Source organism: Leclercia sp. 119287, assembly GCF_009734485.1.
GTDB classification, from domain to species: domain Bacteria; phylum Pseudomonadota; class Gammaproteobacteria; order Enterobacterales; family Enterobacteriaceae; genus Enterobacter; species Enterobacter adecarboxylatus_C.
On the sequence record NZ_CP046445.1, the window covers coordinates 45165 to 67689 of the forward strand.

25 protein-coding genes and 1 tRNA gene are annotated in these 22525 nt (G+C 55.0%); 15 read left to right on the top strand and 11 right to left on the bottom strand.

Annotated elements, in window-relative coordinates; genetic code table 11:
- Nucleotides 1-13 precede the first annotated feature (13 nt).
- Nucleotides 14-310 carry a YicS family protein gene (locus tag GNG27_RS00220; RefSeq protein WP_032615642.1) on the bottom strand — a complete coding sequence of 99 codons (297 nt, stop codon included), beginning with the start codon at nt 308-310 and terminating at the stop codon, nt 14-16.
- Between the two features lie 29 nt (nt 311-339).
- Here GNG27_RS00220 and GNG27_RS00225 point away from each other — a divergent pair, with 29 nt between their 5' ends.
- Entirely contained in the window at nt 340-603 is a 264-nt protein-coding gene (locus tag GNG27_RS00225; RefSeq protein WP_142487694.1) for a hypothetical protein, read from the top strand.
- A 28-nt stretch (nt 604-631) separates the two neighbouring features.
- The gene (locus tag GNG27_RS00230; protein WP_142487695.1) at nt 632-1051 is read left to right on the top strand and encodes a GNAT family N-acetyltransferase; all 420 of its coding nucleotides are present in this window, start codon (nt 632-634) and stop codon (nt 1049-1051) included.
- Here the strand turns inward: GNG27_RS00230 and GNG27_RS00235 are convergent.
- Nucleotides 1048-1707 (bottom strand): TetR/AcrR family transcriptional regulator, encoded by a 660-nt coding sequence (locus tag GNG27_RS00235; RefSeq protein WP_156262610.1) that lies wholly within the window; start codon nt 1705-1707, stop codon nt 1048-1050. The two genes, GNG27_RS00230 and GNG27_RS00235, sit on opposite strands and share 4 nt — an antisense overlap.
- 78 nt (nt 1708-1785) lie before the next feature.
- On the opposite strand from GNG27_RS00235, the gene GNG27_RS00240 reads away from it, so the two are divergent.
- Genes GNG27_RS00240 through GNG27_RS00250 form a run of 3 tightly spaced genes read left to right on the top strand, consistent with a single transcriptional unit; the run spans nt 1786 to nt 4065 of the window.
- Entirely contained in the window at nt 1786-3285 is a 1500-nt protein-coding gene (locus GNG27_RS00240) for an MDR family MFS transporter (RefSeq protein ID WP_156262611.1), read from the top strand.
- A 45-nt stretch (nt 3286-3330) separates the two neighbouring features.
- Nucleotides 3331-3663, top strand: a complete 333-nt coding sequence (locus GNG27_RS00245) for an antitoxin (protein ID WP_370462884.1) — start codon at nt 3331-3333, stop codon at nt 3661-3663.
- Between the two features lie 3 nt (nt 3664-3666).
- Nucleotides 3667-4065 (top strand): type II toxin-antitoxin system VapC family toxin, encoded by a 399-nt coding sequence (locus tag GNG27_RS00250; protein WP_197090550.1) that lies wholly within the window; start codon nt 3667-3669, stop codon nt 4063-4065.
- Between the two features lie 258 nt (nt 4066-4323).
- Here the strand turns inward: GNG27_RS00250 and GNG27_RS00255 are convergent, their stop codons facing one another.
- Nucleotides 4324-4830: a hypothetical protein gene (locus GNG27_RS00255; protein WP_142487698.1), complete on the bottom strand. Its 507-nt coding sequence runs from the start codon at nt 4828-4830 to the stop codon at nt 4324-4326.
- 339 nt (nt 4831-5169) lie between these two features.
- Between GNG27_RS00255 and nlpA the strand changes: the two genes are divergently transcribed.
- Nucleotides 5170-5973: a lipoprotein NlpA gene (nlpA, locus tag GNG27_RS00260; RefSeq protein WP_142487699.1), complete on the top strand. Its 804-nt coding sequence runs from the start codon at nt 5170-5172 to the stop codon at nt 5971-5973.
- Between the two features lie 218 nt (nt 5974-6191).
- On the opposite strand, the gene GNG27_RS00270 is transcribed toward nlpA, so the two are convergent.
- A complete protein-coding gene (locus tag GNG27_RS00270) occupies nt 6192-6440 on the bottom strand; it encodes a CopG family ribbon-helix-helix protein (RefSeq protein ID WP_156262612.1) in 249 nt (82 codons plus the stop codon).
- A 180-nt stretch (nt 6441-6620) separates the two neighbouring features.
- On the opposite strand from GNG27_RS00270, the gene GNG27_RS00275 reads away from it, so the two are divergent.
- Together GNG27_RS00275 and GNG27_RS00280 are read left to right on the top strand one after the other, a co-directional pair.
- On the top strand, nt 6621-7400 hold the full coding sequence (locus GNG27_RS00275) for an MBL fold metallo-hydrolase (protein WP_156262613.1): 780 nt from the start codon (nt 6621-6623) through the stop codon (nt 7398-7400).
- 26 nt (nt 7401-7426) lie between these two features.
- A complete protein-coding gene (locus tag GNG27_RS00280; RefSeq protein WP_156262614.1) occupies nt 7427-8380 on the top strand; it encodes a GlxA family transcriptional regulator in 954 nt (317 codons plus the stop codon).
- 28 nt (nt 8381-8408) lie between these two features.
- Here GNG27_RS00280 and GNG27_RS00285 read toward each other — a convergent pair whose 3' ends face one another.
- The 4 genes from GNG27_RS00285 to GNG27_RS00300 form a co-directional block, all read right to left on the bottom strand.
- A complete protein-coding gene (locus GNG27_RS00285; protein ID WP_156262615.1) occupies nt 8409-9497 on the bottom strand; it encodes an AAA family ATPase in 1089 nt (362 codons plus the stop codon).
- A gap of 143 nt (nt 9498-9640) precedes the next feature.
- A complete protein-coding gene (locus GNG27_RS00290; RefSeq protein ID WP_142487703.1) occupies nt 9641-10600 on the bottom strand; it encodes a DUF523 and DUF1722 domain-containing protein in 960 nt (319 codons plus the stop codon).
- A gap of 102 nt (nt 10601-10702) precedes the next feature.
- The gene (uraH, locus tag GNG27_RS00295) at nt 10703-11116 is read right to left on the bottom strand and encodes a hydroxyisourate hydrolase (RefSeq protein ID WP_142487704.1); all 414 of its coding nucleotides are present in this window, start codon (nt 11114-11116) and stop codon (nt 10703-10705) included.
- Between the two features lie 99 nt (nt 11117-11215).
- Nucleotides 11216-11941, bottom strand: a complete 726-nt coding sequence (locus GNG27_RS00300; RefSeq protein ID WP_156262616.1) for a MerR family transcriptional regulator — start codon at nt 11939-11941, stop codon at nt 11216-11218.
- Between the two features lie 117 nt (nt 11942-12058).
- Between GNG27_RS00300 and GNG27_RS00305 the strand changes: the two genes are divergently transcribed.
- From GNG27_RS00305 to GNG27_RS00315, 3 genes are all read left to right on the top strand, one after another.
- A complete protein-coding gene (locus GNG27_RS00305) occupies nt 12059-12583 on the top strand; it encodes a lipocalin family protein (RefSeq protein ID WP_156262617.1) in 525 nt (174 codons plus the stop codon).
- 75 nt (nt 12584-12658) lie between these two features.
- Nucleotides 12659-13657 (top strand): cyclopropane-fatty-acyl-phospholipid synthase family protein, encoded by a 999-nt coding sequence (locus GNG27_RS00310; protein ID WP_156262618.1) that lies wholly within the window; start codon nt 12659-12661, stop codon nt 13655-13657.
- Nucleotides 13658-13729: 72 nt separating this feature from the next.
- On the top strand, nt 13730-14167 hold the full coding sequence (locus GNG27_RS00315; protein WP_156262619.1) for an acetyltransferase: 438 nt from the start codon (nt 13730-13732) through the stop codon (nt 14165-14167).
- 65 nt (nt 14168-14232) lie between these two features.
- Here GNG27_RS00315 and GNG27_RS00320 read toward each other — a convergent pair whose 3' ends face one another.
- Complete coding sequence (locus GNG27_RS00320) at nt 14233-14520, bottom strand: SymE family type I addiction module toxin (RefSeq protein WP_156262620.1); 288 nt, start codon at nt 14518-14520, stop codon at nt 14233-14235.
- A gap of 128 nt (nt 14521-14648) precedes the next feature.
- Here GNG27_RS00320 and GNG27_RS00325 point away from each other — a divergent pair, with 128 nt between their 5' ends.
- Nucleotides 14649-14813 carry a YlcI/YnfO family protein gene (locus GNG27_RS00325; RefSeq protein ID WP_156262621.1) on the top strand — a complete coding sequence of 55 codons (165 nt, stop codon included), beginning with the start codon at nt 14649-14651 and terminating at the stop codon, nt 14811-14813.
- A 245-nt stretch (nt 14814-15058) separates the two neighbouring features.
- Nucleotides 15059-16564: a reverse transcriptase domain-containing protein gene (locus tag GNG27_RS00330; RefSeq protein ID WP_156262622.1), complete on the top strand. Its 1506-nt coding sequence runs from the start codon at nt 15059-15061 to the stop codon at nt 16562-16564.
- Nucleotides 16565-16571: 7 nt separating this feature from the next.
- On the opposite strand, the gene GNG27_RS00335 is transcribed toward GNG27_RS00330, so the two are convergent.
- Nucleotides 16572-16666: transfer RNA gene (locus GNG27_RS00335), tRNA-Sec, on the bottom strand.
- Nucleotides 16667-16948: 282 nt separating this feature from the next.
- Here GNG27_RS00335 and GNG27_RS00340 point away from each other — a divergent pair.
- Nucleotides 16949-18343 (top strand): glycoside-pentoside-hexuronide family transporter, encoded by a 1395-nt coding sequence (locus tag GNG27_RS00340; RefSeq protein WP_156262623.1) that lies wholly within the window; start codon nt 16949-16951, stop codon nt 18341-18343.
- A 12-nt stretch (nt 18344-18355) separates the two neighbouring features.
- Nucleotides 18356-20674, top strand: coding sequence for an alpha-xylosidase (gene yicI, locus GNG27_RS00345; RefSeq protein WP_156262624.1), 2319 nt, complete (start codon nt 18356-18358; stop codon nt 20672-20674).
- 133 nt (nt 20675-20807) lie between these two features.
- Here yicI and GNG27_RS00350 read toward each other — a convergent pair whose 3' ends face one another.
- Nucleotides 20808-22511: an AsmA family protein gene (locus GNG27_RS00350; RefSeq protein ID WP_156262625.1), complete on the bottom strand. Its 1704-nt coding sequence runs from the start codon at nt 22509-22511 to the stop codon at nt 20808-20810.
- Nucleotides 22512-22525: the final 14 nt, after the last annotated feature.

Here is a 22525-nt window from a genome sequence, read left to right on the forward strand (position 1 = left end):
CCTTAATGCGTAATCAGTAATCCTCCATGCAGTCCACCTGACTCACGGCATCCCAGTAACCTTCCTGGTTGTTCCGCTCCATCGCCACGACCGCATTTTTGACCAGCATCTGATTGGCCTCAGAGGCCATAATCATCGCCTGCCACTCTTTATCACTTTGCTTGCGTTGCGGGGCACAGGCTTTCTTCACATCCTTCAAAACCGACTGTTTCATTTGTTCTAATTTGACCGGGTCGTTCAGTTCCTGAGCATGAACGAAGGCGGCAAAAAGCAGGCAGACTACTAGGCAAAACAGGTGCGCTGACTTCATGGAAACCTCCGGAAAAACCACACACGTTTATGAAATATATCGTTACATCCGCCTTTGCGACCCAAGCCGAAAGTATTAATTTTGCCAATAGTTGCGCAGGGGTACGAATAAGCGTAGCCGCACAATTTGGCGGACAGGCAAACCCGGAAGAAAAATTTGTGACGGCAGGCGGCTGCCAGAGAACAAAGGGTGATGCTGCTCGCAAAGGCAATTTAGCGTTGATTGCACTTACATTTTTTAACGCGCGTTACGCCAGAGTTTGCTGTTTTTATCGTGGGCAGAATGTGGGATAGTCGACGTGCAACGTAACGGGAGAATGATATGCAACTGAGTATTACCGACACCATTACTGAACACGAACAGGAAGAGTTACTGCAGGGGTTGCGGGTCTACAACAGCCAGTTTATTAGTTTTTCCCGCGTGGCGAGTGATATCGCCGTGTATGCCCGCGATGAAGGCGGCAAAATGCGCGGCGGGCTGATCGGCAACCGTCAGGGCGTGTGGCTGAACATCAAATATCTGTGGGTCAGCGAGGAAATACGCGGCAGCGGGCTCGGTGGCCAGCTGATGCAGGCCGCCGAAGAGGAAGCTAAACGCCAGGGGTGCCAGCATGCGCTGGTGGATACCTTCAGTTTCCAGGCGCGTCCGTTTTACGAGAAGCAGGGCTATGAGCTGACCATGACGCTGGACGATTTTCCCTACCCGGGAATACAGCGGCATTACCTCTCGAAGGCGCTTTAAGCGCCAATACCATGACCTATCACCGCCAGCACATGGCGCACAATACTGTCAGGCGAGAGAGTGGTTAACCTCTCGTCATTGCGCATCCGCGAGAAAGGCACCAGCACCAGGCTTAACAGGGTGGTGAACAGCAGTTCCGGGGCCAGATCGCGGTTCAGTTTTCCCTCCTGCTGCCAGCGGGCAATGGTATCCAGCGTTGCCTGATATTTCTCATCGCCAAACCGGGCCTGCAGGTGCGACCGCAGCACCGGCATTTCCCCAATCACCTCCTGCATCCACAGCGGCGCGAACCAGCGGTGCTCGACGGCCAGGTCGGCCAGCTTTTTCACCATCAGCGTTAGGGCGGTCACCGGATCGTCCGGGTGAGTGCTGAAAAGCGTCGCGATGGCGCTGCGAAGCGGCAGAAAACGCTCCTCGATCATGGCATCAAGAAGTTGCTCCCGGGAGTTGAAATAGTAGTGCAGCATCGCCGGCGTCACGCCCGCCTCTTTAGCGATTGCGTTGAGGGAGGTGCGGGCAATCCCCTGACGCGCAAAGAGATCCAGCGCGATATCCAGCAGTTGTTCCCGGCTGGTGGCGGTGGGTTTGTTCCCGCGCGGACGCCCCGGGCGGCGGGCCTGTGGCGTGGGCTCAGAATTATCTTTATGTGCTGACATGCGCGGGGGATCCCTTGACCTGATTCATAACTTCATTAAATATTAATTACCCAATTAATTAATTTCAAGCGGTGTTTTATGGCGTCCGAATCGACAACGCAAACCAAAAACGCGCCCTCTATCCGACTGCTGTTTAGCGCGCTCCTGCTGGTGATGCTGCTTTCGGCTCTCGATCAGACCATTGTCTCCACGGCGCTGCCCACCATCGTGGGCGAGCTGGGCGGGCTGGATAAGCTATCCTGGGTGGTGACGGCCTATATCCTGAGCTCCACCATCGTGGTGCCGCTGTACGGCAAATTTGGCGATCTCTTTGGCCGCAAAATCGTGCTGCAAATCGCCATTGTTCTTTTTCTGGTGGGCTCTGCCCTGTGCGGGCTGGCGCAGAATATGACCCAGCTGGTGCTGATGCGCGCCCTGCAGGGGCTAGGCGGTGGCGGGCTGATGGTGATTAGCATGGCGGCGGTGGCGGATGTGATCCCGCCGGCGGATCGCGGCCGTTATCAGGGCCTGTTCGGCGGGGTCTTTGGTCTGGCTACGGTGATCGGCCCGCTGGTCGGCGGCTTTCTGGTGCAGCATGCCTCCTGGCGCTGGATTTTCTATATCAACCTGCCGCTGGGGGTGTTTGCCCTGCTGGTGATCGGCGCGGTCTTCCACGGCAGCGCGAAGCGCAATAAACATGAGATCGACTATCTGGGGGCAATTTACCTCAGCATGGCGCTGCTGTGCATCATCCTCTTTACCAGCGAAGGGGGCACGGTACGGGAGTGGAGCGACCCGCAGCTGTGGTGCATTCTGGCCTTTGGCCTGACGGGCATCGCCGGATTTATCTATGAGGAGCGGCTGGCGTGGGAGCCGATTATTCCCCTGTCGCTCTTCCGCGATCGCAGCTTCCTGTTATGCAGCTTGATTGGCTTTATTATCGGTATGTCGCTGTTTGGCTCGGTGACTTTCCTGCCGCTCTATCTGCAGATTGTCAAAGAGGCCACCCCTACCCAGGCCGGGCTACAGCTGATCCCGCTGATGGGCGGGCTGCTGCTGACCTCCATCATCAGCGGCCGCATTATCAGCCGCACCGGAAAATACCGCCTGTTCCCGATCCTTGGCACCCTGCTGGGCGTGGTCGGCATGGCCCTGCTCACGCGGATCACCATTAATTCGCCGGTCTGGCAGCTGTACCTGTTTACCGGCGTGCTGGGGGCGGGGCTGGGTCTGGTGATGCAGGTGCTGGTGCTGGCGGTACAGAACAGCGTGTCTGCGGACCAGTATGGGGTGGCGACCTCCGGCGTGACCCTGTTCCGCTCTATTGGCGGGGCGATTGGCGTGGCGCTGTTTGGCGCGGTCTTCACTCACGTATTGCAGTCGGGCCTGATGGCGCGGATACCCGAGGGCACCGAACTGCCGCGGGAGATGAATCCTGTTGCGATTCACCATCTGCCTGACGCTCTTCGCCTGGACTACCTGGACGCCTTTGGCTCCGCCATTCATGCGGTATTCCTGATGGCGGCAGGAATTATGGTGCTCGCCTTTGTGCTGTCGTGGTTTTTGCGCGAGGCGCCGCTGCGCAAGCGGGAGGCGTAAGGTTAGCGGTTCCGCTCATTGTTGCGAGTCGCTTTCCGAAACTTGATGACCAGGCTTGTCTTCCTTAACGCTGCTGGCGCATGCTTTGGCCTGGTCAATAAAACAGCAGAGGTTGCGATGGAACGTAAAGCAAAACTGTTCAAAAAAGGGCGAAACCAGGCGGTGTTACTGCCCGCAGAGTTCGCGTTTGATACGGAGAACGTCTGGCTCCGGCGGGATGAGGAGGGGAATGTTGTTTTGAGGGCTATGTCAGAGAAAGAACGGCACAGGGAGAATTTTTTGCGTTTACTGAAGCAGACGCAGGTACCTGATTCATTCCTGAGTAAGGAGGAGCGCAATCAGAGTTATACGACAAGAGATCCTCTTGAAGGGTTATAGAAAATGCTGCATATGCTGGACACTAACATAGTCAGCCACCTCGTGAAGCAACATCCCAGCGTGGTAGATCGCTATTCTCAAATAGCACCTGAAGAGATGTGCATTTCAAGCATAACGGAGGCTGAATTGCTTTATGGCGTCGCCAAAAAGCAAAGCCATAGACTGCATGAAACCATCTCGGAATTTCTTAAAACTATCACCGTTTGCGACTGGGACAGTGACGCCGCGGCAATCTACGGCAAACTACGCGCCTCAATGGAAAAGAGAGGGAAAGTGATGGGCGATCTCGATCAGTTGATCGCAGCGCACGCTCTCAGTCGGGGCACAACCATTGTGACTAACGATCGTGCCTTTGCGATGGTGCAGGAACTGACTATCGAGGACTGGACCACCGCAGCCTGAGCCCCAACGCCCGGTGGCGCTCCGCTTACCGGGCCTACGATACCAGTGCTGGCCTTTGTGCTGTGATGGTTTTTGCGCGAGGCCCGCTGCGGAAGCGGGGTGAATGAGAGTGCAGAGAGGGTCGCTTAAGATTTTTAAAAGCCATTAAGATATCTGAGGAAACAACACTCTTGAGTATTACAAAAGTAATGACTTTGAGTGTTGTCAGAAAATGACGCGCATGTCGCTCAGGTTTTTATATAGTACTAACTTCTTAAGTTACGATTCACCTCTGGCTTCGATTCTGACTTCACCGATAGTAAATATAATTTCTGCAGGAGATACTCTCATTGATTTTTCATCTGCGATAGCACGTGCTTTGGTTATTGCTCTGTCATTACCAATCACTGGGATGCCTTCACACCACGTCAATCTAAGCTGGCCTCTTTTGGGGTTATTTGATGGTGTTGTAATGCTATAGCCCTGTTCACCGTTTGGAACGACTTTTAATCGCCAGATGGATCCATCATCAGTAAAGCCAATATCAATACGGTCACCTTTTTTGAACCGTGCTCTGGACATAATATCTTCAGGGATCCTGATCGTCATATAGCGAACTATTTGGTTGTTACTGGTGCGACAAATTTGAGTAATGCTTAAATTGTTTGTTACAGGAAGCCGTCCGGCTTTACCTGCTCTGTTTTTGATTACTTCACTGACCGATATAAACTCCAGGGGTTTATGGTCTTTCATTCCAGTATCCTTAAGCCAGTTTAATTGTTTCATACAGGATTACCTAACAGGATTTTGATGGCAAAAGATTAGTACTATAAGATTTTAAATTATTGAGTTAAATCAACTGGATTTCTATGCGCTAATGTTTTTATTACATGAATACTATCTTTAATATCATCCCTAAATATGCGCAACTTGTAATATCATTGCTATTTATTTTTTCTCCCGTTCCTTATTAGCCTGCCTACAGGCGCTCATTGTTACTTTTTGTTTTTTAGAGTATGTCAGGCCGCTTATAACTTATCCTTCTTACTGATGCCATTTCGTTTTTTAGCCTGCCGCTGCGTTGCCGATATAGTCGATAAAACAGTTATCAAAAGGATATGACGGGTGAAACTTCGATTAGGTGCGCTTCTTCTCGCTGGCCTGCTGCTGGCGGGCTGTGACCAAAGCGGCAGCGATGCCAAACACATTAAGGTGGGCGTAATTAACGGCGCCGAGCAGGACGTGGCGGAAGTCGCCAAAAAAGTGGCGAAAGAGAAGTTCGGCCTGGATGTCGAGCTGGTGGGCTTTAGCGGCTCGCTGCTGCCAAACGACGCCACCAACCACGGGGAGCTGGACGCCAACGTCTTCCAGCACCGCCCGTTCCTGGCGGAAGACAATAAAGCCCACGGCTACAAGCTGGTGGCCGTCGGCAACACCTTTGTGTTCCCGATGGCGGGCTATTCCCGCAAGATCAAATCGGTGGCGGAGCTGAAGGACGGCGCGACCATCGCCATCCCGAACGACCCTACAAACCTGGGCCGCGCGCTGTTGCTGCTGCAAAACGAAAAGCTGATCGCCCTGAAACCGGACGTCGGTTTGCTGCCGACGGCGCTGGATATCACCGCCAACCCGAAAAAGCTGAACATCATGGAGCTGGAAGGGGCGCAGCTGCCGCGCGTGCTGGACGATCCGAAAGTGGATGTGGCGATTATCAGCACCACCTATCTCCAGCAAACCGGACTCTCGCCGGTGCATGACAGCGTCTTTATCGAAGATAAAAACTCGCCGTACGTGAATATCGTCGTGACGCGGGAAGACAACAAAGATGCGGAAAACGTGAAGGAATTTATCCAGTCGTATCAGTCGCCAGAAGTGGCGAAGGCGGCAGAGACGATCTTTAACGGCGGGGCAGTGCCGGGCTGGGAATAGAATAAATGCGGGGCGCTAGCGATCTTCCCGGCAATGCCAGAGGTCGAGAATATAGAGCGTAGTGCCCCGTATTTCATAGTGCATTTCATATTCATCAAAAAACATTTTTCTGACTTCTCGCGGTGCGTAACGGGGCAGAAATACGCCCATTACAGTGCAAACTGGTAAATCCTTTCAAGATCGTCCTGAGCTTTCCGTGTCCAGAATATTTCCATGAATTACTCTTTTTTCAGGCGTGCCGCAAAATCCAGGATCTCTGAGTGACTTACTACCCGTCCGGCATCAACGTCAGCCAGCCCTCTCACGATATCGTTATGACGACGTTCACGTTCTGCCAGCATGAACGTTAACGCCTCCTTGATGATCCAACTTTTTGAGCGATCCAGTTCCTGGGCCAGCTTTTCAATAGCCAGTGCCAGTTCTACAGGAATTTGGGCACTGATGGTCTGTTTGGCATGCGAAGGCATGGTTAACCTCACTTAATAACAGTTAATAACTTTTATTAATTTAGCATAGGACCGTAGCGCTCCATATCATGAACCGCATCCTTTAAATTTGGCCCGATCCCATCGCTGATTGCCCTTTTGCCCACATCCTGTCACCAGCCCTCCGGCTATGCTTTCCGCATACAAACCGGAGAACAGACCATGAACATTACCCACATTCGCAACGCGACGCAGCTCATCACCTATGCCGGAAAACGCTTTCTGATTGACCCGCTGCTGGCACCCAAAGACGCATACCCTGGTTTCCCCGGCACCGCCCGGGCGGAGATCCGCAACCCGACGGTGGAGCTGCCCTGCGCGGTGGAAAGCCTGCTGGATGTCGATGCGGTAATCGTCACCCATACCCACGCCGATCACTGGGATCAGCATGCCATCGAGCGGATCGCCAAAGCGATGCCGATCTTTGTGCAGCACGACGATGACGCCCGGCTGCTGCGCAGCCAGGGCTTCCACAATCTGACCGTTTTGACGGACAACACGCCGTTTGGCGAGATTCAATTGAGCAAAACCCACGGCGGTCAGCACGGTACCGACCGCGCTTACGCGGTGCCGGAGCTGGCTGAGCTGCTCGGTGAGGCGTGCGGCGTGGTGTTTCGCCATCCCGACGAAAAAACGCTGCTGATTGCAGGCGACACCATTTTGCGTCCGCAGGTCGCCGACGAACTGCAAAAGCTGCAGCCGGATGTGGTGGTGCTCAACGCCGGGTACGCGCACGTGATCGGCTTCGGGCCCATCATTATGGGTGCGGAGGATGTGCTGAATGTGCACTTCCTGCTGCCGCAGGCAAAACTTGTCGCCGTCCATATGGAGGCCATTAACCACTGCCTGCTGACGCGCAGCGCACTGCGGGAATACGTCGACGCCAACCAGATAGGTGAGGCGGTCATTATTCCTCAGGACGGGGAAAGCGTTATAGTCTGAACAGTATCGGGGCAGAGGAGAACAGTGTGAAGCTAACAACAGTGGCGATTGTCGCCGTCGACGGGTTCAGCCCCTTTCACTACTCTGTGCCCTGCATTCTTTTTGGCGATACCGTATCGGGTAAAAAGCGCTTTAACGTGACGATCTGCGCCGAAAACCCGGGGTTACTGACCTCCCGGGAGGGTTTCGCCCTCAATGCCACGCAGGATTATTCCGCCATCAGGCAGGCCGATATCGTCGTGGTGCCTTACTGGGCACACGTGCTTGAATGCCCGCCGCAGACGTTGCTCGACAGCCTGGTGCAGGCCAGAGACAACGGAGCGGAAATCGTCGGGCTGTGTCTGGGGTCATTTGTTCTCGGATATGCAGGCATTCTGGATGGCAAACGGGCGGCGACTCACTGGGAATTTGAACGCCAGTTCCAGTCGCTGTTCCCGGCGGTAGAGCTGGATATCAATGCGCTTTACGTCGATGACGACAACATCATCACCTCTGCCGGGACTGCCGCCGCGCTGGACTGTTGCCTGTACATCATCCGGCAGCGCTTTGGCAGCGAGGTCGCCAACCAGATTGCCCGCCGGATGATCGTCCCGCCGCACCGCGAGGGCGGGCAGGCGCAGTTTATTGCCCAGCCGGTGCCGGAAACGACCCGCGATGCGCGGATCAACAACCTGATCGATTATCTCCAGCGTAATATCAGCCAGCCGCTGAACCTGGATACGCTGGCAGAGAGCGTGGCGATGAGTCGCCGCACGCTGACCCGCCATTTTATGAAAGCCACCGGGATGAGTGTTGCCTCGTGGATCACCGCCGAACGCCTGCGGCGTAGCCAGCTGTTGCTGGAGAGCAGCAATCTGCCGATCGAGGCGGTGGCGGAGCAGGTGGGGTACCTCTCAGCCGTGACCTGGCGCCAGCAGTTTAAAGCCCGCTTTGGCGTCAGCCCGGCGGAGTGGCGCAAAACGTTCCGTATGCGATCGTAGGCCGGGTAAGCGCAGCGCCACCCGGCATTTACCCCAGCTTCTCCATCCGCGTTTCCCCTTCCACCATCGACAGCTGATAGAGCGAAAACGACCGGTGTTTTTCAATCAGCTTCGCCAGCTCCGGGGAGTGGCTGGTGAGCCAGATCTGCGAGTAACGGCTGGCCTCGGCAATCAGACTCGCCAGCGCGGGCAGCATCTGCGGATGCAGGCTGTTTTCCGGTTCATTGAGGGCGATAAAGGCGGGCGGGCGCGGGCTTAACAGCGCCACCGCCAGACAGAGAAAACGCAGCGTGCCGTCGGAAAACTCCGCGGGCTCCAGCGGTCTGCTTAAGCCTTCACGCTGCATCATCATGCGAAAACGCCCGCCGGTGTTGTCGCTGTAAAACACGCAGCCGGGGAAGGCCTGGTCGAGGATGCGCATCAGCAGCAGCTCGTCGCCAATCTCGACAATGGTCTGAAAGGCCGCGGCCAGGTTTGCGCCGTCGCTGGCCAGCACCGGGGAGCGGAACCCCACCTGCGGGGCGCGGATCGCCGAGCCGGAGGAGACGGAAAACTCATGATAAAAGCGCCAGTTACGCAAAGACTCGCGCATCTGCGACACCTCCGGGTAGAGGTGCGGCTCCCCCAGCTGCCCGAACACCGATTCGTTCTCGTACAGCGTGCCGCTGTGGGTCACTTTTTCGTGATGCACGTTATTAAGAAACACGGCCTGATTCTTGCGCTTCATTAGCTGTGACGACGGGCGTCGGTGCTGGCCGCTCAGCCAGATGGACTCCTCTTTGATCACCGGATCGAGCTGAAACTGTGAGGGATAAGGCAGCTTTTCGACAAAGCCCACCTGCAGTTCATATTCGTAAGTCTCGGTTTCCACCGCCAGATTCATGCGCCGCAGCCGATCGCTGCGGGTTTTGCCCGCCCAGAAGACCTTTAAAATCCCGCCTTCATTGGCCAGCGCCTGGGAAAACTGCCCCTGTGCCGCGCTGTGCATCAGGTGGATCGCCTTGTAAATATTGGATTTCCCGGTGCCGTTCGGACCGAAGACGATATTGAGCTGCTGCAGATCCAGCGACAGGTCGCGAATCGAGCGGTAGTTTTGAATATGCAGGGTATTGATCATCGGCGGACCCACTTTGGCGGACTAATCCTGTACAAAGTTACAGTGTTCTACGCAAAGTGCAAAAAAAAGACGACAGTGAGGTGTCGTCTAAACGGGGTAGTGCTTCGGGCCTCTCAGGGTCAATGGGGCCTCGCATTTGACATTCAGGTAACGGCCAGACGCAAACCTAGATCGTCGGGATAGGGATCAAAGTAGTTTTGCGTCATCAGATACCGGTCGGGATATTCGGCCAGATAGTGTTTCAGCAGCGTGAGCGGGGCGAGAATCGGCAGTAACCCGTCGCGATAATGCAGGATCACGTCGCGTAATTCGCCGCGCTGACGGCTGTTCAGCTGGTTACGGAAATAGCCCTGAATATGCATCAGCACATTAGTGTGGTTTTTCCGCGACGCGGGTTTTCTGAGGATCGTCATCAGCTTTTCGCGATAGGCCTCGAAGAAGGCCTCCAGATCGTCCCACTCGTGCAGCGAGGCGACGAACGGACCAATCTCGCGGTAGCCCGCCTGATGGTGCGCAAGCAGCTGGAGTTTGTAACGGCTATGGAAATCCAGCAACCCGCGGCGCGTCAGGCCATTCGCCCGCAGCGTATTCAGCTCATGAAGCGCGAAAACCCGCTCGACAAAGTTCTCCCGCAGCACCGGGTCATGCAGGCGTCCATCTTCCTCCACCGGTAGCCACGGCCAGGCTTCAAGCAGGGCGGCGGTGAACAGCCCGACACCCTCCTTGCGACCCGCATTACCCTTTTCATCATACAGCCGCACGCGTTCCATGCCGCAGCTTGGCGATTTAGCACAGACGATAAATCCGCAGAGATCGCCCAGTTTCGGCACATAACCTGCTGCAAAGTCGGTCATTTTTTGGGTGACTTCTTCGTGAGGCGCTTTGCTGAACCGCATTTGCGTCTCACCGCTGGCGATCTGCGTCAGGCGCAGCGCCGGGCGAGGTGTCGGCAGGCCGATCGCCATTTCCGGACAAACGGGCCGGAAGTTCACCCACTCTGCCAGTTCATCCATGACAAAGCCCATACGCTTATGACCGCCGTCGAAGCGAACGGCGGAACCGGTCAAGCATCCGCTAATACCCAGCACTGGTTTCGTTGTCATGATGTGCACCTCCAGAGTGACTCTTTAAAAGTTACACAAAATGATTATTTTGTCCAAGTATTGGCGGATATATTTTTTATTATCTATACATATCAATCAGTTTTAGCTGCCCTTATAGGTCGAATAACCGTACTGGCTGAGCAGCAGTGGAATGTGAAGTTTTTCGTTGGTGCGGGTGACGGTAAACAGCACCGGGATCTCCGGGAAGAACGACTCCAGCTTGTTGCCGTGGAAGTATTCTGCCGTTTTGAAGGTCACTTTATAAACGCCAGGCTGCATATCCTGATCCGCCGGATAGAGCGATTTAATGCGTCCGTCCTGGTCAGTTTTGCCGCTGGCAAGCGGGGTCCATTTATCCTGCTGCTGCTTTTCCAGCGTAACGGTGACGCCCGGCGGCGGCGTGCCGGTTTGCTGGTCAAGAATATGCACGCTCAGGGTGCCGGCAGGGGCGGCACCAAAGGCGACAGGGGCAAAGGCCATAGCGGCGAGGATCAGCAGAGGGGCAGTTTTTTTCATCATGTTTTCCTGTGGAGTGATAAGTCACAGGAAAACGTTAGCATTTGCCGCGCGGGAAAATATTCAACTTTTCGTGAAGATTCCCGCAGGAGAAAATAATCAGAGGATAATTACCTCAAGGGCAACCTGCTGCTGCCACTGTTCCACCTGCTTTTTGCGCGCGGCGGTGAGTTTACCGCTGGTGACCAACAGCCACTGGCGGTCCGGGAAGATCTCCGGTGCCAGCGCGACAGGGGGAATGGGCAGAATGTTAATACGGTGGCCCTGGCCGGTGCGCGCCAGGGCTTCGAGCCAGATTTCGCACGGATCGTTCAGGTGCCAGCCGCTGAGCAGGAGGTTGTCGCCCGGCGCTTTTTTATCGCTCTCAAGGCAAAACGAGGCGTAGGCGATGATGATGCCATCAAGAATTTCGCGCAGGGTCATGACGGCAGGAACGTTGGCCGAGACCTGGCTGCGCAGCGGGCGTAGCACGTTTACGACCAGCTCCGGGCGCGGATACTCGCGACCGGCATCGTAAATCATCTGGCGCAGGGATTCGATTTTGCCCGCCTGCAAACGCTGCAGCATGGTCTGTTGCAGCGTTTGCCAGTTGTTGGTCCGGCTCGGGGCAGGGCGTTCCAGAAGCGGCTTCACCTGGCCGATGGGCACACCTTTTTTCACCCAGTCGAGGATTTTCAGCGCCTGCTGGATATCCTCGTCGCTGTACTGGCGATGGCCGCCCTCGGTGCGCTGGGGCTTGAGTAAACCGTAGCGACGCTGCCATGCCCGCAGCGTAGTAGCGGTGATCCCGCTGAGTCTGGCGAATTCGCCGATGGAGTAAGCCATGCCTGCGTCCGAAAGGGGGGAATAATCTCAATATACTACGAATATTTTCCGGCGGGATGAAGCGCCAGATCGGTGCACTACACTTTAATTCAAAACGTGCAAATGACAGGAGTTCTCATGAAACTATGGCCCGTTGTGACCGGTGTCGCCATTGCGCTGACTCTGGTTGCCTGTAAATCCCCTACGCCGCCGAAAGGCGTGCAGCCGATCACCAATTTTGATGCCAGCCGCTATCTGGGCAAGTGGTATGAAATCGCCCGTCTGGAAAACCGCTTTGAGCGCGGCATGGAGCAGGTGACCGCCACCTACGGCAAGCGCAGCGACGGCGGGATCAGCGTGCTTAACCGGGGCTATGACCCGTTGAAGCGCAAGTGGAGTGAGAGCGAAGGCAAAGCCTATTACACCGGCGAGCCAACTACCGCTGCGCTGAAGGTCTCGTTCTTCGGCCCGTTCTACGGCGGTTATAACGTGATCAAGCTGGACGATGACTACCAGTACGCGCTGGTCAGCGGCCCGGATCGCGACTATCTGTGGATCCTGTCGCGTACGCCAACCATTCCGGATGCGGTGAAGCAGGATTATCTCAATACCGCGCGCAGCCTGGGCTTCCGGGTGGATGAGCTGATATGGGTGAGACACTAAAGATCGTGCTTTCTTCCTGGGGCAATGTGCGGGCAGGGGAATAGACTTGCGTCATGGGCACACGGGAGATGACATATGCACTGGCAACCCTTTCGCGGCACCGCGCCGACCACCATGACGATCTACAGCGCGTCGTTTCCCGATATCAGCGACAACTGGCCGATGAAAGACGAGGTGACGCGTGAGCTGAACGCCGTCGATTGCGCGTTAAAGGCGGACCCGCAGCTAATGCCGCCGCTGATTGAAAAGGATGCCAGCGGCGTGAAGCGGATTAAATGTCAGCATCAGTGGTCTGAAAAGGCTTTTGCGACACGCCCGGCGGTCGTCGCCTGGCGTACCCGGCTGGTGCCCACCGCGCTGGCCCTGTACGCCATCCAGAACCCGCTGGATGAGCATCTCCCCGACGGCACCCGGATGGACAGCCGCAGCCGCCAGTGGTTTATCCACGCCAACGATGCTATCGGCATCCGTTCCCGGGCGAAGGTGCTCTCCGTGCTGGCGGAACAGTACCTGCATAACGACATCGACAACGTCTGGGTCAGCCTCGCCAGCGGGGCGGCCGTCCCGGTGCTGGAGGCGCTGCGCGGTGCCCATCTGGACGGGCAAAACGTGCATTTAACCCTGGTGGATTACGATCCCGTCTCCCTGCGCTGGGCAGAGAAAATGGCCGCCGCCGAAGGGCTGAGAGTCGGGGAGCAGGTGACGATATTGCAGCGCGATCTGAAAGACGGCCTGATCCACAGCGATAAACTGATACAGGAACTGGGCGAAGGCAAGGTCGAGCTGGTGGACGCGCTGGGGATCTTCGAATACTTCAACGACACCGAGGCAGTGACCTTCCTGCAACATGTCCTGCGCCTGATTAAACCCGGCGGAGCGCTGATTATCTCGAACATGCTCACCAGCAGCCCGCAGATTGATTTCGCCCTGCGCTGTATCGGCTGGACGCCCATCTTCCCGCGCACGTTGCAGCAGCTGCAGGATATTCATCTCGCGGCGGGTATCGCTGTGGAAAACGTGACGGTGATCGTGCCGAAAGACGGGGTGTATGCGGTGATGGAGGTGCGGGTTTAGGTTCCCTCTCCCATCGGGAAAGGGTAATCGTTAACACTTGATTAAGATCTATTGCCCTATCATGATCGCATTATGAAAATCGAAACCGCAGTTCCTTCACACTTTGAACGTCTCGTCGCGATCTGGGAGTCCTCCGTTCGTGCCACTCACCATTTTCTGCAGGAGAGCGATATCACGGCGTTACGCCCGTTATTACTCAACGCTTATCTGCCAAATTTAAACGTTGTGATTGCTCGGGATGAAACCGGCGCCATTCACGGCTTTTTGGGCGTGGACGAAAACCGCATCGAAATGCTGTTTGTCGATGATGCGAGCCGGGGAAAAGGCGTCGGCTCGCTGTTGCTGAAGTACGCCATTGACCATTTCGGCGCTAACGAGGTGGATGTTAACGAGCAAAACCCGCAGGGCGTGGGGTTTTATCAGCATATGGGGTTTGTGCAGACCGGGCGGTCAGAGCTGGACGGGCAGGGAAATCCGTTCCCGTTGCTGCATATGCGGTACGAGGGTTAATTCGAGCACAACGCCGGGTGGCGGCTTCGCCTTACCCGGCCTACAAAATCTGCATAGCGCGAACGTTACGCCGCGGCGAGCGCACCTTCAATGCCTTTTAGCTTCTGCTGCGCCAGCTTTAATTCGTCTAACAGCTTCTTCTCATGCGGGTTGTGCGCTAACACAACAATGCAGCCATCCATGACTTTTACCGTGACTTTATCTCCGGTATCAAACCCCGCCGCACGCAGCCATTTGCCGGAAAGGATCAGGTTGGGCGTACTGCGATCGAGACCTTGCGGGCGATATCCCACAATTAATGTACGCTCAGTTCCGGTTGCGATGGTGTCTGGGGTAGAATGCGAATCAGCCATAATCAACTCCTTGATAGTTGGTGAGGTTAGACGCCCTTTAGTGCTCGAACACTACCGGGCGTTGCTTCAAATCTGAATCCATGTGGTAGGTACCACATGGTGATAAACTAACCGAAATGGTACCTACCATGCAAGAGAAAAAGAAGCCAAATTTTGACCGCACCAAAAGCACGATGAAGAACATCCGGTTCGAGGATGAGCTTTTAGAACAGATTGAGAAAGCTGCGGGGAAAGGGAATTTTAGTAAGTGGGTGAAGGATGCTTGTAAATTGCGACTTGATTCCCATAAATAATAAATTTTCCGTTCAGCTTCTTATCAGACTTGTCCTAAAAAGATATTCGAGGCATTATTACTTTAGCGCACAATAGGCGTAACGGGCTTGTCTTCTACCTCACTAGAGGTCTCCGATTCACTCTGTGAATCGCTGGGGGAGGGGGGTCGAACCTTTTTCAACCAAGTGATAACTTACTTTTGCTTGGACAGGTACCGTGGAATAGCCTGAGATTCTTCTCAGGCTTTTTTTATGAGGGAGAAAAAATGAGCCTAGAACAACTATTAAGCGAAACTATTAAAGAAGAAGCTAAGAAACTAATTGATCGTTACCATGAATATCATAATAGATTACATCTTGAGCATTTAAGGAATAGCAAAAGATTTGGCCTTTCTTACACTAAGAAAAAAGAAGTTCACACTCCCGATTATTGGGAAAAGGATAAAAAATTTAACCCTTTTCATGTGTTAAGAAAACATAAAAGCATAGCTCATTCAATTGCTCAGAAAATTGCAAATAGAACGTATAAACCAAATGAAGTTCACCTGAAGAAAATTCCAAAAAGAGGCGGTGGAGAGCGAACTGTATCTATTTATCAAATTCCTGATGCTGCGGTTTCAAAATTGTTCTTCAATCGACTTTTGGAAAAAAACAAGCATAGATTTAGTTCTTTTTCCTATGCATATAGGAATGACAGAAACGTACATTTTGCAATACAGGATATTTTTGTTGATTTGTCTCTCAGCGAGAGAATGTTTATTGCTGAATTTGATTTTTCAGATTTCTTTGGAACTATCGAACATAGTTTCCTCTATGATCAGTTTAAGAAGAATGGTTTTTTTATCAGCCAAGAAGAAAAATATATAATTAAAGCATTTCTTTTAGATAGAAAGGTTGGGATACCTCAAGGGACCTCAATTAGTCTTTTTTTAGCCAATCTTTGTTGCTGGAATTTTGATCAGGCCTTGGAGCGAGAGGGCGTGAAGTTTTCGAGATATGCTGATGATACAATTGTATGGACAAGAGATTATACTAAAATCTGCAATGCTTTTAATTTGATTACTGAGTTTTCTAAAAGTGCAGGAGTGAAAATAAATGTAAAAAAATCAGATGGGATATCTTTGTTAATAAAAGATGGCTTAAAATCTGAAATTGTCTCAAAAAGGAATCTGGATTTCTTAGGATACTCATTATCAGTTGATAAGGTATCAATAAAAAATACCTCCATAATTAAAATAAAAAAACAGATTTCCTATCTGCTCTATAGAAATCTTATTCAGCCTTTAAAAAATGGTAATCTTGCTGGACAATCAATTCCAGCAAATAATAAAGATGAGAATTTTCTAAGAGCCATGGTACAGATTCGTAGATATATGTATGGTGGTCTTCAGGATTCAACTATTAAGAATTTTTTATCAGGAAGATCAAAAAGAATATTTTTCAAAGGGGTAATGAGTTTTTATCCGCTTGTTACGGATGAAGAACAATTACGGCAATTAGATGGATGGTTACTTTCAGTCATCTATAGATCGCTAAAGCTACGTTCAAAACTTCTTGGCCACCATGGCTTTAATAGGACTCATAGTTTTCCTTTTGATCAGCCAAGGAATGATTTAGTTGTGAGCTGTGCAAAAATAAAAATAAATGGAAAAAAACTTTTAGAAATACCTAGTTTTCTTTTGATAAGTAAAGCATTGAGAAAAGGGTTAATTGAAAATGGAATAGAGAGAGTAATGAACCCTAATTCCCAAAATTACAATTATAGATGGTAGGAAATTTTGGCGGAAGATCACAGGAGTCGAACCTGCCCAGGACCGCTGGCGGCCCCAACTGGATTTGAAGTCCAGCCACCTCACCGGAGATGACGATCTTCCGCGCCTCGATTGCTACATGGAGGCGGGGCGCATTATAGCTACTTTCAATCATTTACCCCATCTTTTCCCTCACTTATTTCACCCCTTTTTTGACCTGCGCTAACCCTCCAGCGTAAACCATAAGAAAATCCTCAGCTTACATTTTCCGCCTCCGCACTTTTAACGCGATCACAAAAAACAAGAAACGTAAAAACGTAACCAGAAAACGCAATACCTGCCCCGATCGCTATGGTTTACAAAATATGTAACCGGTCTCAGCGCCCTACGCGTGAAGGAATAAGAATGAAAAGCGAAGTTTTATCCGTCAAAGAGAAAATTGGTTACGGCATGGGTGACGCCGCAAGTCACATCATTTTCGACAACGTCATGCTCTACATGATGTTCTTCTACACCGATATCTTCGGTATCCCCGCCGGGTTCGTCGGCACCATGTTCCTGCTGGCGCGCGCGCTGGATGCGATTTCGGACCCCTGCATGGGGCTGCTTGCCGACCGCACCCGCAGCCGCTGGGGGAAATTCCGCCCGTGGATCCTGTTCGGCGCTATCCCGTTTGGCCTGGTCTGCGTGCTGGCCTACACCACGCCGGACCTCAGCCTGAACGGCAAGATGATCTACGCCGCCGTCACCTATACGCTGCTGACCCTGCTCTATACCGTGGTCAACATCCCTTACTGCGCGCTGGGCGGGGTGATCACCAACGACCCAACGCAGCGTATCTCCCTCCAGTCCTGGCGCTTTGTGCTGGCGACGGCGGGCGGCATGCTCTCTACGGTGCTGATGATGCCGCTGGTGAATATGATTGGCGGCGAGGATAAAGCGTTCGGCTTCCAGGGCGGCATCGCGGTGCTGTCGGTGGTGGCCTTCCTGATGCTGGCGTTCTGCTTCTTCACCACCAAAGAGCGTATCCAGGTGCCGCCGAGCACCACCTCCATGCGCGAAGATCTGCGCGATATCTGGCAGAACGACCAGTGGCGCATCGTCGGGCTGCTCACCATCCTCAATATTCTGGCGGTCTGCGTGCGCGGCGGGGCGATGATGTATTACGTCACCTGGATCATGGGCTCGCCGGAGCTGTTCGTCGCCTTCCTCACCACCTACTGCGTCGGCAACCTGATTGGCTCCGCGCTGGCGAAACCGCTCACCGACTGGAAATGCAAAGTCAGCGTCTTCTGGTGGACCAACGCCCTGCTGGCGGTAGCCAGCGTGGCGATGTTCTTCGTGCCGATGCAGGCCAGCATCACCATGTTCGGCTTTATCTTCGTCATCGGCGTCCTGCACCAGTTGGTGACGCCGATCCAGTGGGTGATGATGTCCGATACCGTCGATTACGGCGAGTGGACCAACGGCAAACGCCTGACCGGCATCAGCTTTGCGGGCACGCTGTTCGTGCTCAAGCTGGGCCTGGCCCTGGGCGGAGCATTAATCGGCTGGATGCTGGCAGGCGGCGGCTACGATGCCACAGCCAAAAGCCAGAACAGCGCCACCATCAGCATCATCATTGCCCTGTTTACCCTTGTCCCGGCGGCGTGCTACCTGCTGAGCGCGGTGATTGCCAAACGCTACTACAGCCTGAAAACGCCATTCCTGATGAAAATCATGAACGACCTGGCGCAGGGCGCGCGTCGTAATCAGCAGGAATTCAACAATCTGCCGGTCAGCAAAGAATTGCAGAACTAAGAGGACGAAAGCATGAAAATCAGTGACGGAAACTGGCTAATTCAACCGGGCCTCAACGTGACGTATCCGGTTCAGGTATTCGATGTGGAGAAGCAGGGCAACGACCTGGTGGTCTATGTCGCCCCGCGCGACGTGCGCGAGCGCACATGGCAGCTCGACACCCTGATGTTCACCGTGCGCCTGTTTGCGCCGCAGGAGGGGATTGTCGGGGTGCGCATCGAGCACTTCCAGGGCGCGCTGGATAACGGCCCGCACTATCCGCTCAACGTCCTGAAAGACGTCAGCGTCCAGATTGAAAACAACGCGGAGTTTGCTGAGCTGAAAAGCGGCAACGTCAGCGTCCGCGTCACCAAAGGCGAGTTCTGGGCGCTCGATTTCCTCAGAAACGGCCAGCGCATCACCGGTAGCCAGCTGAAAAACAATGGCTACGTGCAGGACGGCAACAGCGATCGCAACTACATGTTCGAGCGGCTGGATCTGGGGGTGGGCGAAACCGTCTACGGCCTCGGCGAGCGCTTCACCGCCCTGGTACGCAACGGCCAGACGGTCGAAACCTGGAACCGCGACGGCGGCACCAGCACCGAACAGTCATACAAAAATATCCCGTTCTATCTCACCAACCGCGGCTACGGCGTGCTGGTGAATCACCCGGAAAACGTCTCCTTTGAAATCGGCTCCGAGAAGGTGTCGAAGGTGCAGTTCAGCGTCGAGGGCGAGTACCTGGAGTATTTCGTGATCGACGGCCCGACGCCGAAAGAGGTGCTCAACCGTTACACGCAGTTCACCGGGCGTCCGGCGCTGCCGCCGGCCTGGTCGTTTGGCCTGTGGCTCACCACCTCGTTTACCACCAACTACGACGAAGCGACGGTGAACAGCTTTATCGACGGCATGGCGGAGCGCGACCTGCCCCTGCATGTCTTCCACTTCGACTGCTTCTGGATGAAGGCCTTCCAGTGGTGCGATTTCGAGTGGGACCCGGCGACCTTCCCGGATCCGGAGGGGATGATCCGCCGCCTGAAGGAGAAAGGGCTGAAGGTCTGCGTGTGGATCAACCCTTACATCGGGCAGAAATCACCGATCTTTAAGGAGCTGAAAGAGAAGGGCTACCTGCTGAAACGCCCGGACGGCTCCCTGTGGCAGTGGGATAAGTGGCAGCCGGGGCTGGCGATCTACGACTTTACTAATCCGGAAGCCTGCACATGGTATGCCGACAAGCTGAAAGGCCTGGTGGATATCGGCGTCGACTGCTTCAAAACCGACTTCGGCGAGCGCATCCCGACCGACGTGCAGTGGTTCGACGGCTCCGATCCGCAGAAGATGCACAACCACTACGCCTACATCTACAACGAGCTGGTGTGGAACGTGCTGAAAGAGACGGTAGGCGAAGAGGAGGCGGTGCTGTTTGCCCGTTCGGCCTCGGTGGGGGCGCAACAGTTCCCGGTGCACTGGGGCGGGGACTGCTACGCCAACTACGAGTCGATGGCCGAAAGCCTGCGCGGCGGGCTGTCGATCGGGCTCTCCGGGTTCGGGTTCTGGAGCCACGATATCGGCGGGTTCGAAAACACCGCTCCGGCGCATGTCTATAAACGCTGGTGCGCGTTCGGCCTGTTCTCCAGCCACAGCCGCCTGCATGGTAGTAAATCCTACCGGGTGCCGTGGGCATACGATGATGAGTCCTGCGACGTGGTGCGCCACTTCACGCAGCTTAAATGCCGGATGATGCCGTACCTCTATCGCCAGGCAGCCCTGGCCCGCGAGTTCGGTACCCCGATGCTGCGGGCGATGATGCTCGAGTTCCCGGACGATCCGGCCTGCGACTATCTCGACCGCCAGTACATGCTGGGGGATTCGGTGATGGTGGCCCCGGTGTTCAGCGAGGCGGGCGACGTGCAGTTCTACCTGCCGGAAGGGCGCTGGACGCACCTGTGGCGCAACGACGAGGTGCAGGGCAGCCGCTGGCATAAACAGCAGCACGACTTCCGCAGCCTGCCGGTCTACGTGCGTGACAACACCCTGCTGGCGCTGGGCAATAACGACCAGAAGCCGGACTATGCGTGGAATCAAGGCACCACTTTCCAGCTGTTTAACCTGGACGATGGTGCCACGGCGGTAAGCGAGGTGCCGGCGGCCAACGGTGCCGTGGCCTTTACCCTGACCGCGACGCGCAACGGGGATACCCTGACGTTAAAAGGGCGCGGCGAAGCGCGGAACTGGTCGGTCTGTTTGCGCAATGTGCATCAGATTAGCGGCGTGAAAGGCGCGTCACATGCGGGGAGCGAGTGGGGCGTGGTGGTGAAAACGGAGGGGGAGGAGGTCGTGATCCACCTCTGAGCCGTCTGTAAAACGCCCGGTGGCGCTGCGCTTACCGGGCCTACGGTTTTGATGTTGTAGGCCGGGTAAGGCGAAGCCGCCACCCGGCGATGCAGTGCGGCTTGATGCCCGGTGGCGCTATCGCTTACCGGGCCTACGGTGTTGGTGCGGGTGTTTCAACCGTACTCACCGCCCCACCCGTCATCGTCTGCGTGACCTGCTGTTTATCCATATTTATTGCGCTAAGCCTGCCGTTGACCGTCGGCTTCAACGGCGAATCTTTCTGCACATTGCCGCTGGCGTTGAGCTGGATATTGCCGTCGCCCGTCACCGGCAATGCCGGCCAGCCCCACTGCTGGATCACGTTCAACGGCACGCCACGCCCGGTCAGGTTGATGGTAGTCTGCCGCACCGGCGTCTGCGAAACGCTGGCCTTCGCCTCCAGAATCCCTTTTTCGGTAAAGGCGCTCAGCTCATTGATGGCAATGGTCGAGGCGTTAGCCGTAAGCGACAGCGACGGACGACGCACGTCCACGCGGTTAAAGGTGGCGGCCGCACCGTTCAGGGTGGCGGTGCCCGCCCATACGCCCCACTGGCGATCTTTCGCCAGCTGCAGATTGGTGCCATAGCCGTCGAGGGCGGTGATCTGCCAGGGGAAGGCGGTGTCCACGTCGATCACCAGGTTACGGCTCAGGCCGAATTTACGCAGCGTGACGCTGTGCAGCCATTCCGGCAGGGTCTCCATCCACTGCGTTTTCCAGTTCTCCGGCAGGGTGTATTCCAGCCCAGCGACGGCGACATCATCCAGTACCAGCGCTTTCCCGCTGCGCAACCAGTTGCCGGAGGTGCGCACCATCCCGCCTTCCCAACGCGAGGTGAACTGGCGCAGGGCGATCCCTTGCGGAGAAAATTCCGCATTGAGGATCGGGTCGAACAGATGCACCGAGCCGTAGATATATTCGCTGGCGTTCATCGACAGGCGGCCATCCTCGCTCTGCCAGTCGCCCTGGCTCAGGGTCAGGTTGCGCAAGCTTAAGTCGAGATCGGTAACCGCCCAGTCCGGCCCCTGAAGGCGGGCGTCGGTTACGTCCAGGCGGCCAATCTGCAACGACGGCAGGGTGGTGATGGGGGCAAAGAAGTCAGACAGCGATTTATCGCTCTGCAGGCGGATGTCGTTCAGGCGCATGTTGTCCACCTTCCAGCCGCCGTTGGCGTCGCGACGCGCGGTACCGGTGAGCGAGCCCCGCGCCATGTCGGCACCGATGGTGGTCAGGATCACCTCTTTGTCGGTCAGCTCGCCCTCGATCAGCACGTTGCTGGCCGGGACGCCGTTCAGCGTCAGCGACCCGGCGCTAATCTGGATGTTGGCTTTTTTACCCAGCACGTTGCCTGCTTCAGGGTCCCACGGACGCACGCCGCCGGTGACCTTCTGTGCGCTCAGATCCCACGCGGTATTGGGGCTGTTAAACGCCATGTTGTTCAGCAGCAGGCGATCGGCCTGGAAGGGAAGAGGTGCCGTCTGCGGGGAGAGGTTCAGCGTGCCGTCAAACAGGGTGATGGTATCCATGTGCAGCGGATCGGTGAGCTGTCGGCTGCTCACGCCGATATCCACCATCTTCGCGACCAGGGTCGCGGGTTGACCGTCGCGCCCGAAGGTGACGTTTTTCAGCACCAGGTGCGTGGGCGACGAGAAACGATGATCCATCAGGTCAAAATTGAGTTCGTAGTCGGTGTTTACCGTGATCCAGCTGCTGACCTGCGCCGCGCCCCAGCGGGTCTGAACAAGGATATAGAGCGCGAGGATCGCAATAAGCACAACGGCCAGAATACCGACGAGAAGCTTTCCAATAAATTTCATGGTCTTCCATCACG

What these genes read in the sequence shown, in the direction of transcription:
- GNG27_RS00220 (WP_032615642.1), bottom strand. Translation starts at nt 310, where the DNA reads ATGAAGTCAGCGCACCTGTTTTGCCTAGTAGTCTGCCTGCTTTTTGCC.
- GNG27_RS00225 (WP_142487694.1), top strand. Translation starts at nt 340, where the DNA reads ATGAAATATATCGTTACATCCGCCTTTGCGACCCAAGCCGAAAGTATT.
- GNG27_RS00230 (WP_142487695.1), top strand. Translation starts at nt 632, where the DNA reads ATGCAACTGAGTATTACCGACACCATTACTGAACACGAACAGGAAGAG.
- GNG27_RS00235 (WP_156262610.1), bottom strand. Translation starts at nt 1,707, where the DNA reads ATGTCAGCACATAAAGATAATTCTGAGCCCACGCCACAGGCCCGCCGC.
- GNG27_RS00240 (WP_156262611.1), top strand. Translation starts at nt 1,786, where the DNA reads ATGGCGTCCGAATCGACAACGCAAACCAAAAACGCGCCCTCTATCCGA.
- GNG27_RS00245 (WP_370462884.1), top strand. Translation starts at nt 3,331, where the DNA reads ATGACCAGGCTTGTCTTCCTTAACGCTGCTGGCGCATGCTTTGGCCTG.
- GNG27_RS00250 (WP_197090550.1), top strand. Translation starts at nt 3,667, where the DNA reads ATGCTGCATATGCTGGACACTAACATAGTCAGCCACCTCGTGAAGCAA.
- GNG27_RS00255 (WP_142487698.1), bottom strand. Translation starts at nt 4,830, where the DNA reads ATGAAACAATTAAACTGGCTTAAGGATACTGGAATGAAAGACCATAAA.
- GNG27_RS00270 (WP_156262612.1), bottom strand. Translation starts at nt 6,440, where the DNA reads ATGCCTTCGCATGCCAAACAGACCATCAGTGCCCAAATTCCTGTAGAA.
- GNG27_RS00275 (WP_156262613.1), top strand. Translation starts at nt 6,621, where the DNA reads ATGAACATTACCCACATTCGCAACGCGACGCAGCTCATCACCTATGCC.
- GNG27_RS00285 (WP_156262615.1), bottom strand. Translation starts at nt 9,497, where the DNA reads ATGATCAATACCCTGCATATTCAAAACTACCGCTCGATTCGCGACCTG.
- GNG27_RS00290 (WP_142487703.1), bottom strand. Translation starts at nt 10,600, where the DNA reads ATGACAACGAAACCAGTGCTGGGTATTAGCGGATGCTTGACCGGTTCC.
- uraH (WP_142487704.1), bottom strand. Translation starts at nt 11,116, where the DNA reads ATGAAAAAAACTGCCCCTCTGCTGATCCTCGCCGCTATGGCCTTTGCC.
- GNG27_RS00300 (WP_156262616.1), bottom strand. Translation starts at nt 11,941, where the DNA reads ATGGCTTACTCCATCGGCGAATTCGCCAGACTCAGCGGGATCACCGCT.
- GNG27_RS00305 (WP_156262617.1), top strand. Translation starts at nt 12,059, where the DNA reads ATGAAACTATGGCCCGTTGTGACCGGTGTCGCCATTGCGCTGACTCTG.
- GNG27_RS00310 (WP_156262618.1), top strand. Translation starts at nt 12,659, where the DNA reads ATGCACTGGCAACCCTTTCGCGGCACCGCGCCGACCACCATGACGATC.
- GNG27_RS00315 (WP_156262619.1), top strand. Translation starts at nt 13,730, where the DNA reads ATGAAAATCGAAACCGCAGTTCCTTCACACTTTGAACGTCTCGTCGCG.
- GNG27_RS00320 (WP_156262620.1), bottom strand. Translation starts at nt 14,520, where the DNA reads ATGGCTGATTCGCATTCTACCCCAGACACCATCGCAACCGGAACTGAG.
- GNG27_RS00325 (WP_156262621.1), top strand. Translation starts at nt 14,649, where the DNA reads ATGCAAGAGAAAAAGAAGCCAAATTTTGACCGCACCAAAAGCACGATG.
- GNG27_RS00330 (WP_156262622.1), top strand. Translation starts at nt 15,059, where the DNA reads ATGAGCCTAGAACAACTATTAAGCGAAACTATTAAAGAAGAAGCTAAG.
- GNG27_RS00340 (WP_156262623.1), top strand. Translation starts at nt 16,949, where the DNA reads ATGAAAAGCGAAGTTTTATCCGTCAAAGAGAAAATTGGTTACGGCATG.
- yicI (WP_156262624.1), top strand. Translation starts at nt 18,356, where the DNA reads ATGAAAATCAGTGACGGAAACTGGCTAATTCAACCGGGCCTCAACGTG.
- GNG27_RS00350 (WP_156262625.1), bottom strand. Translation starts at nt 22,511, where the DNA reads ATGAAATTTATTGGAAAGCTTCTCGTCGGTATTCTGGCCGTTGTGCTT.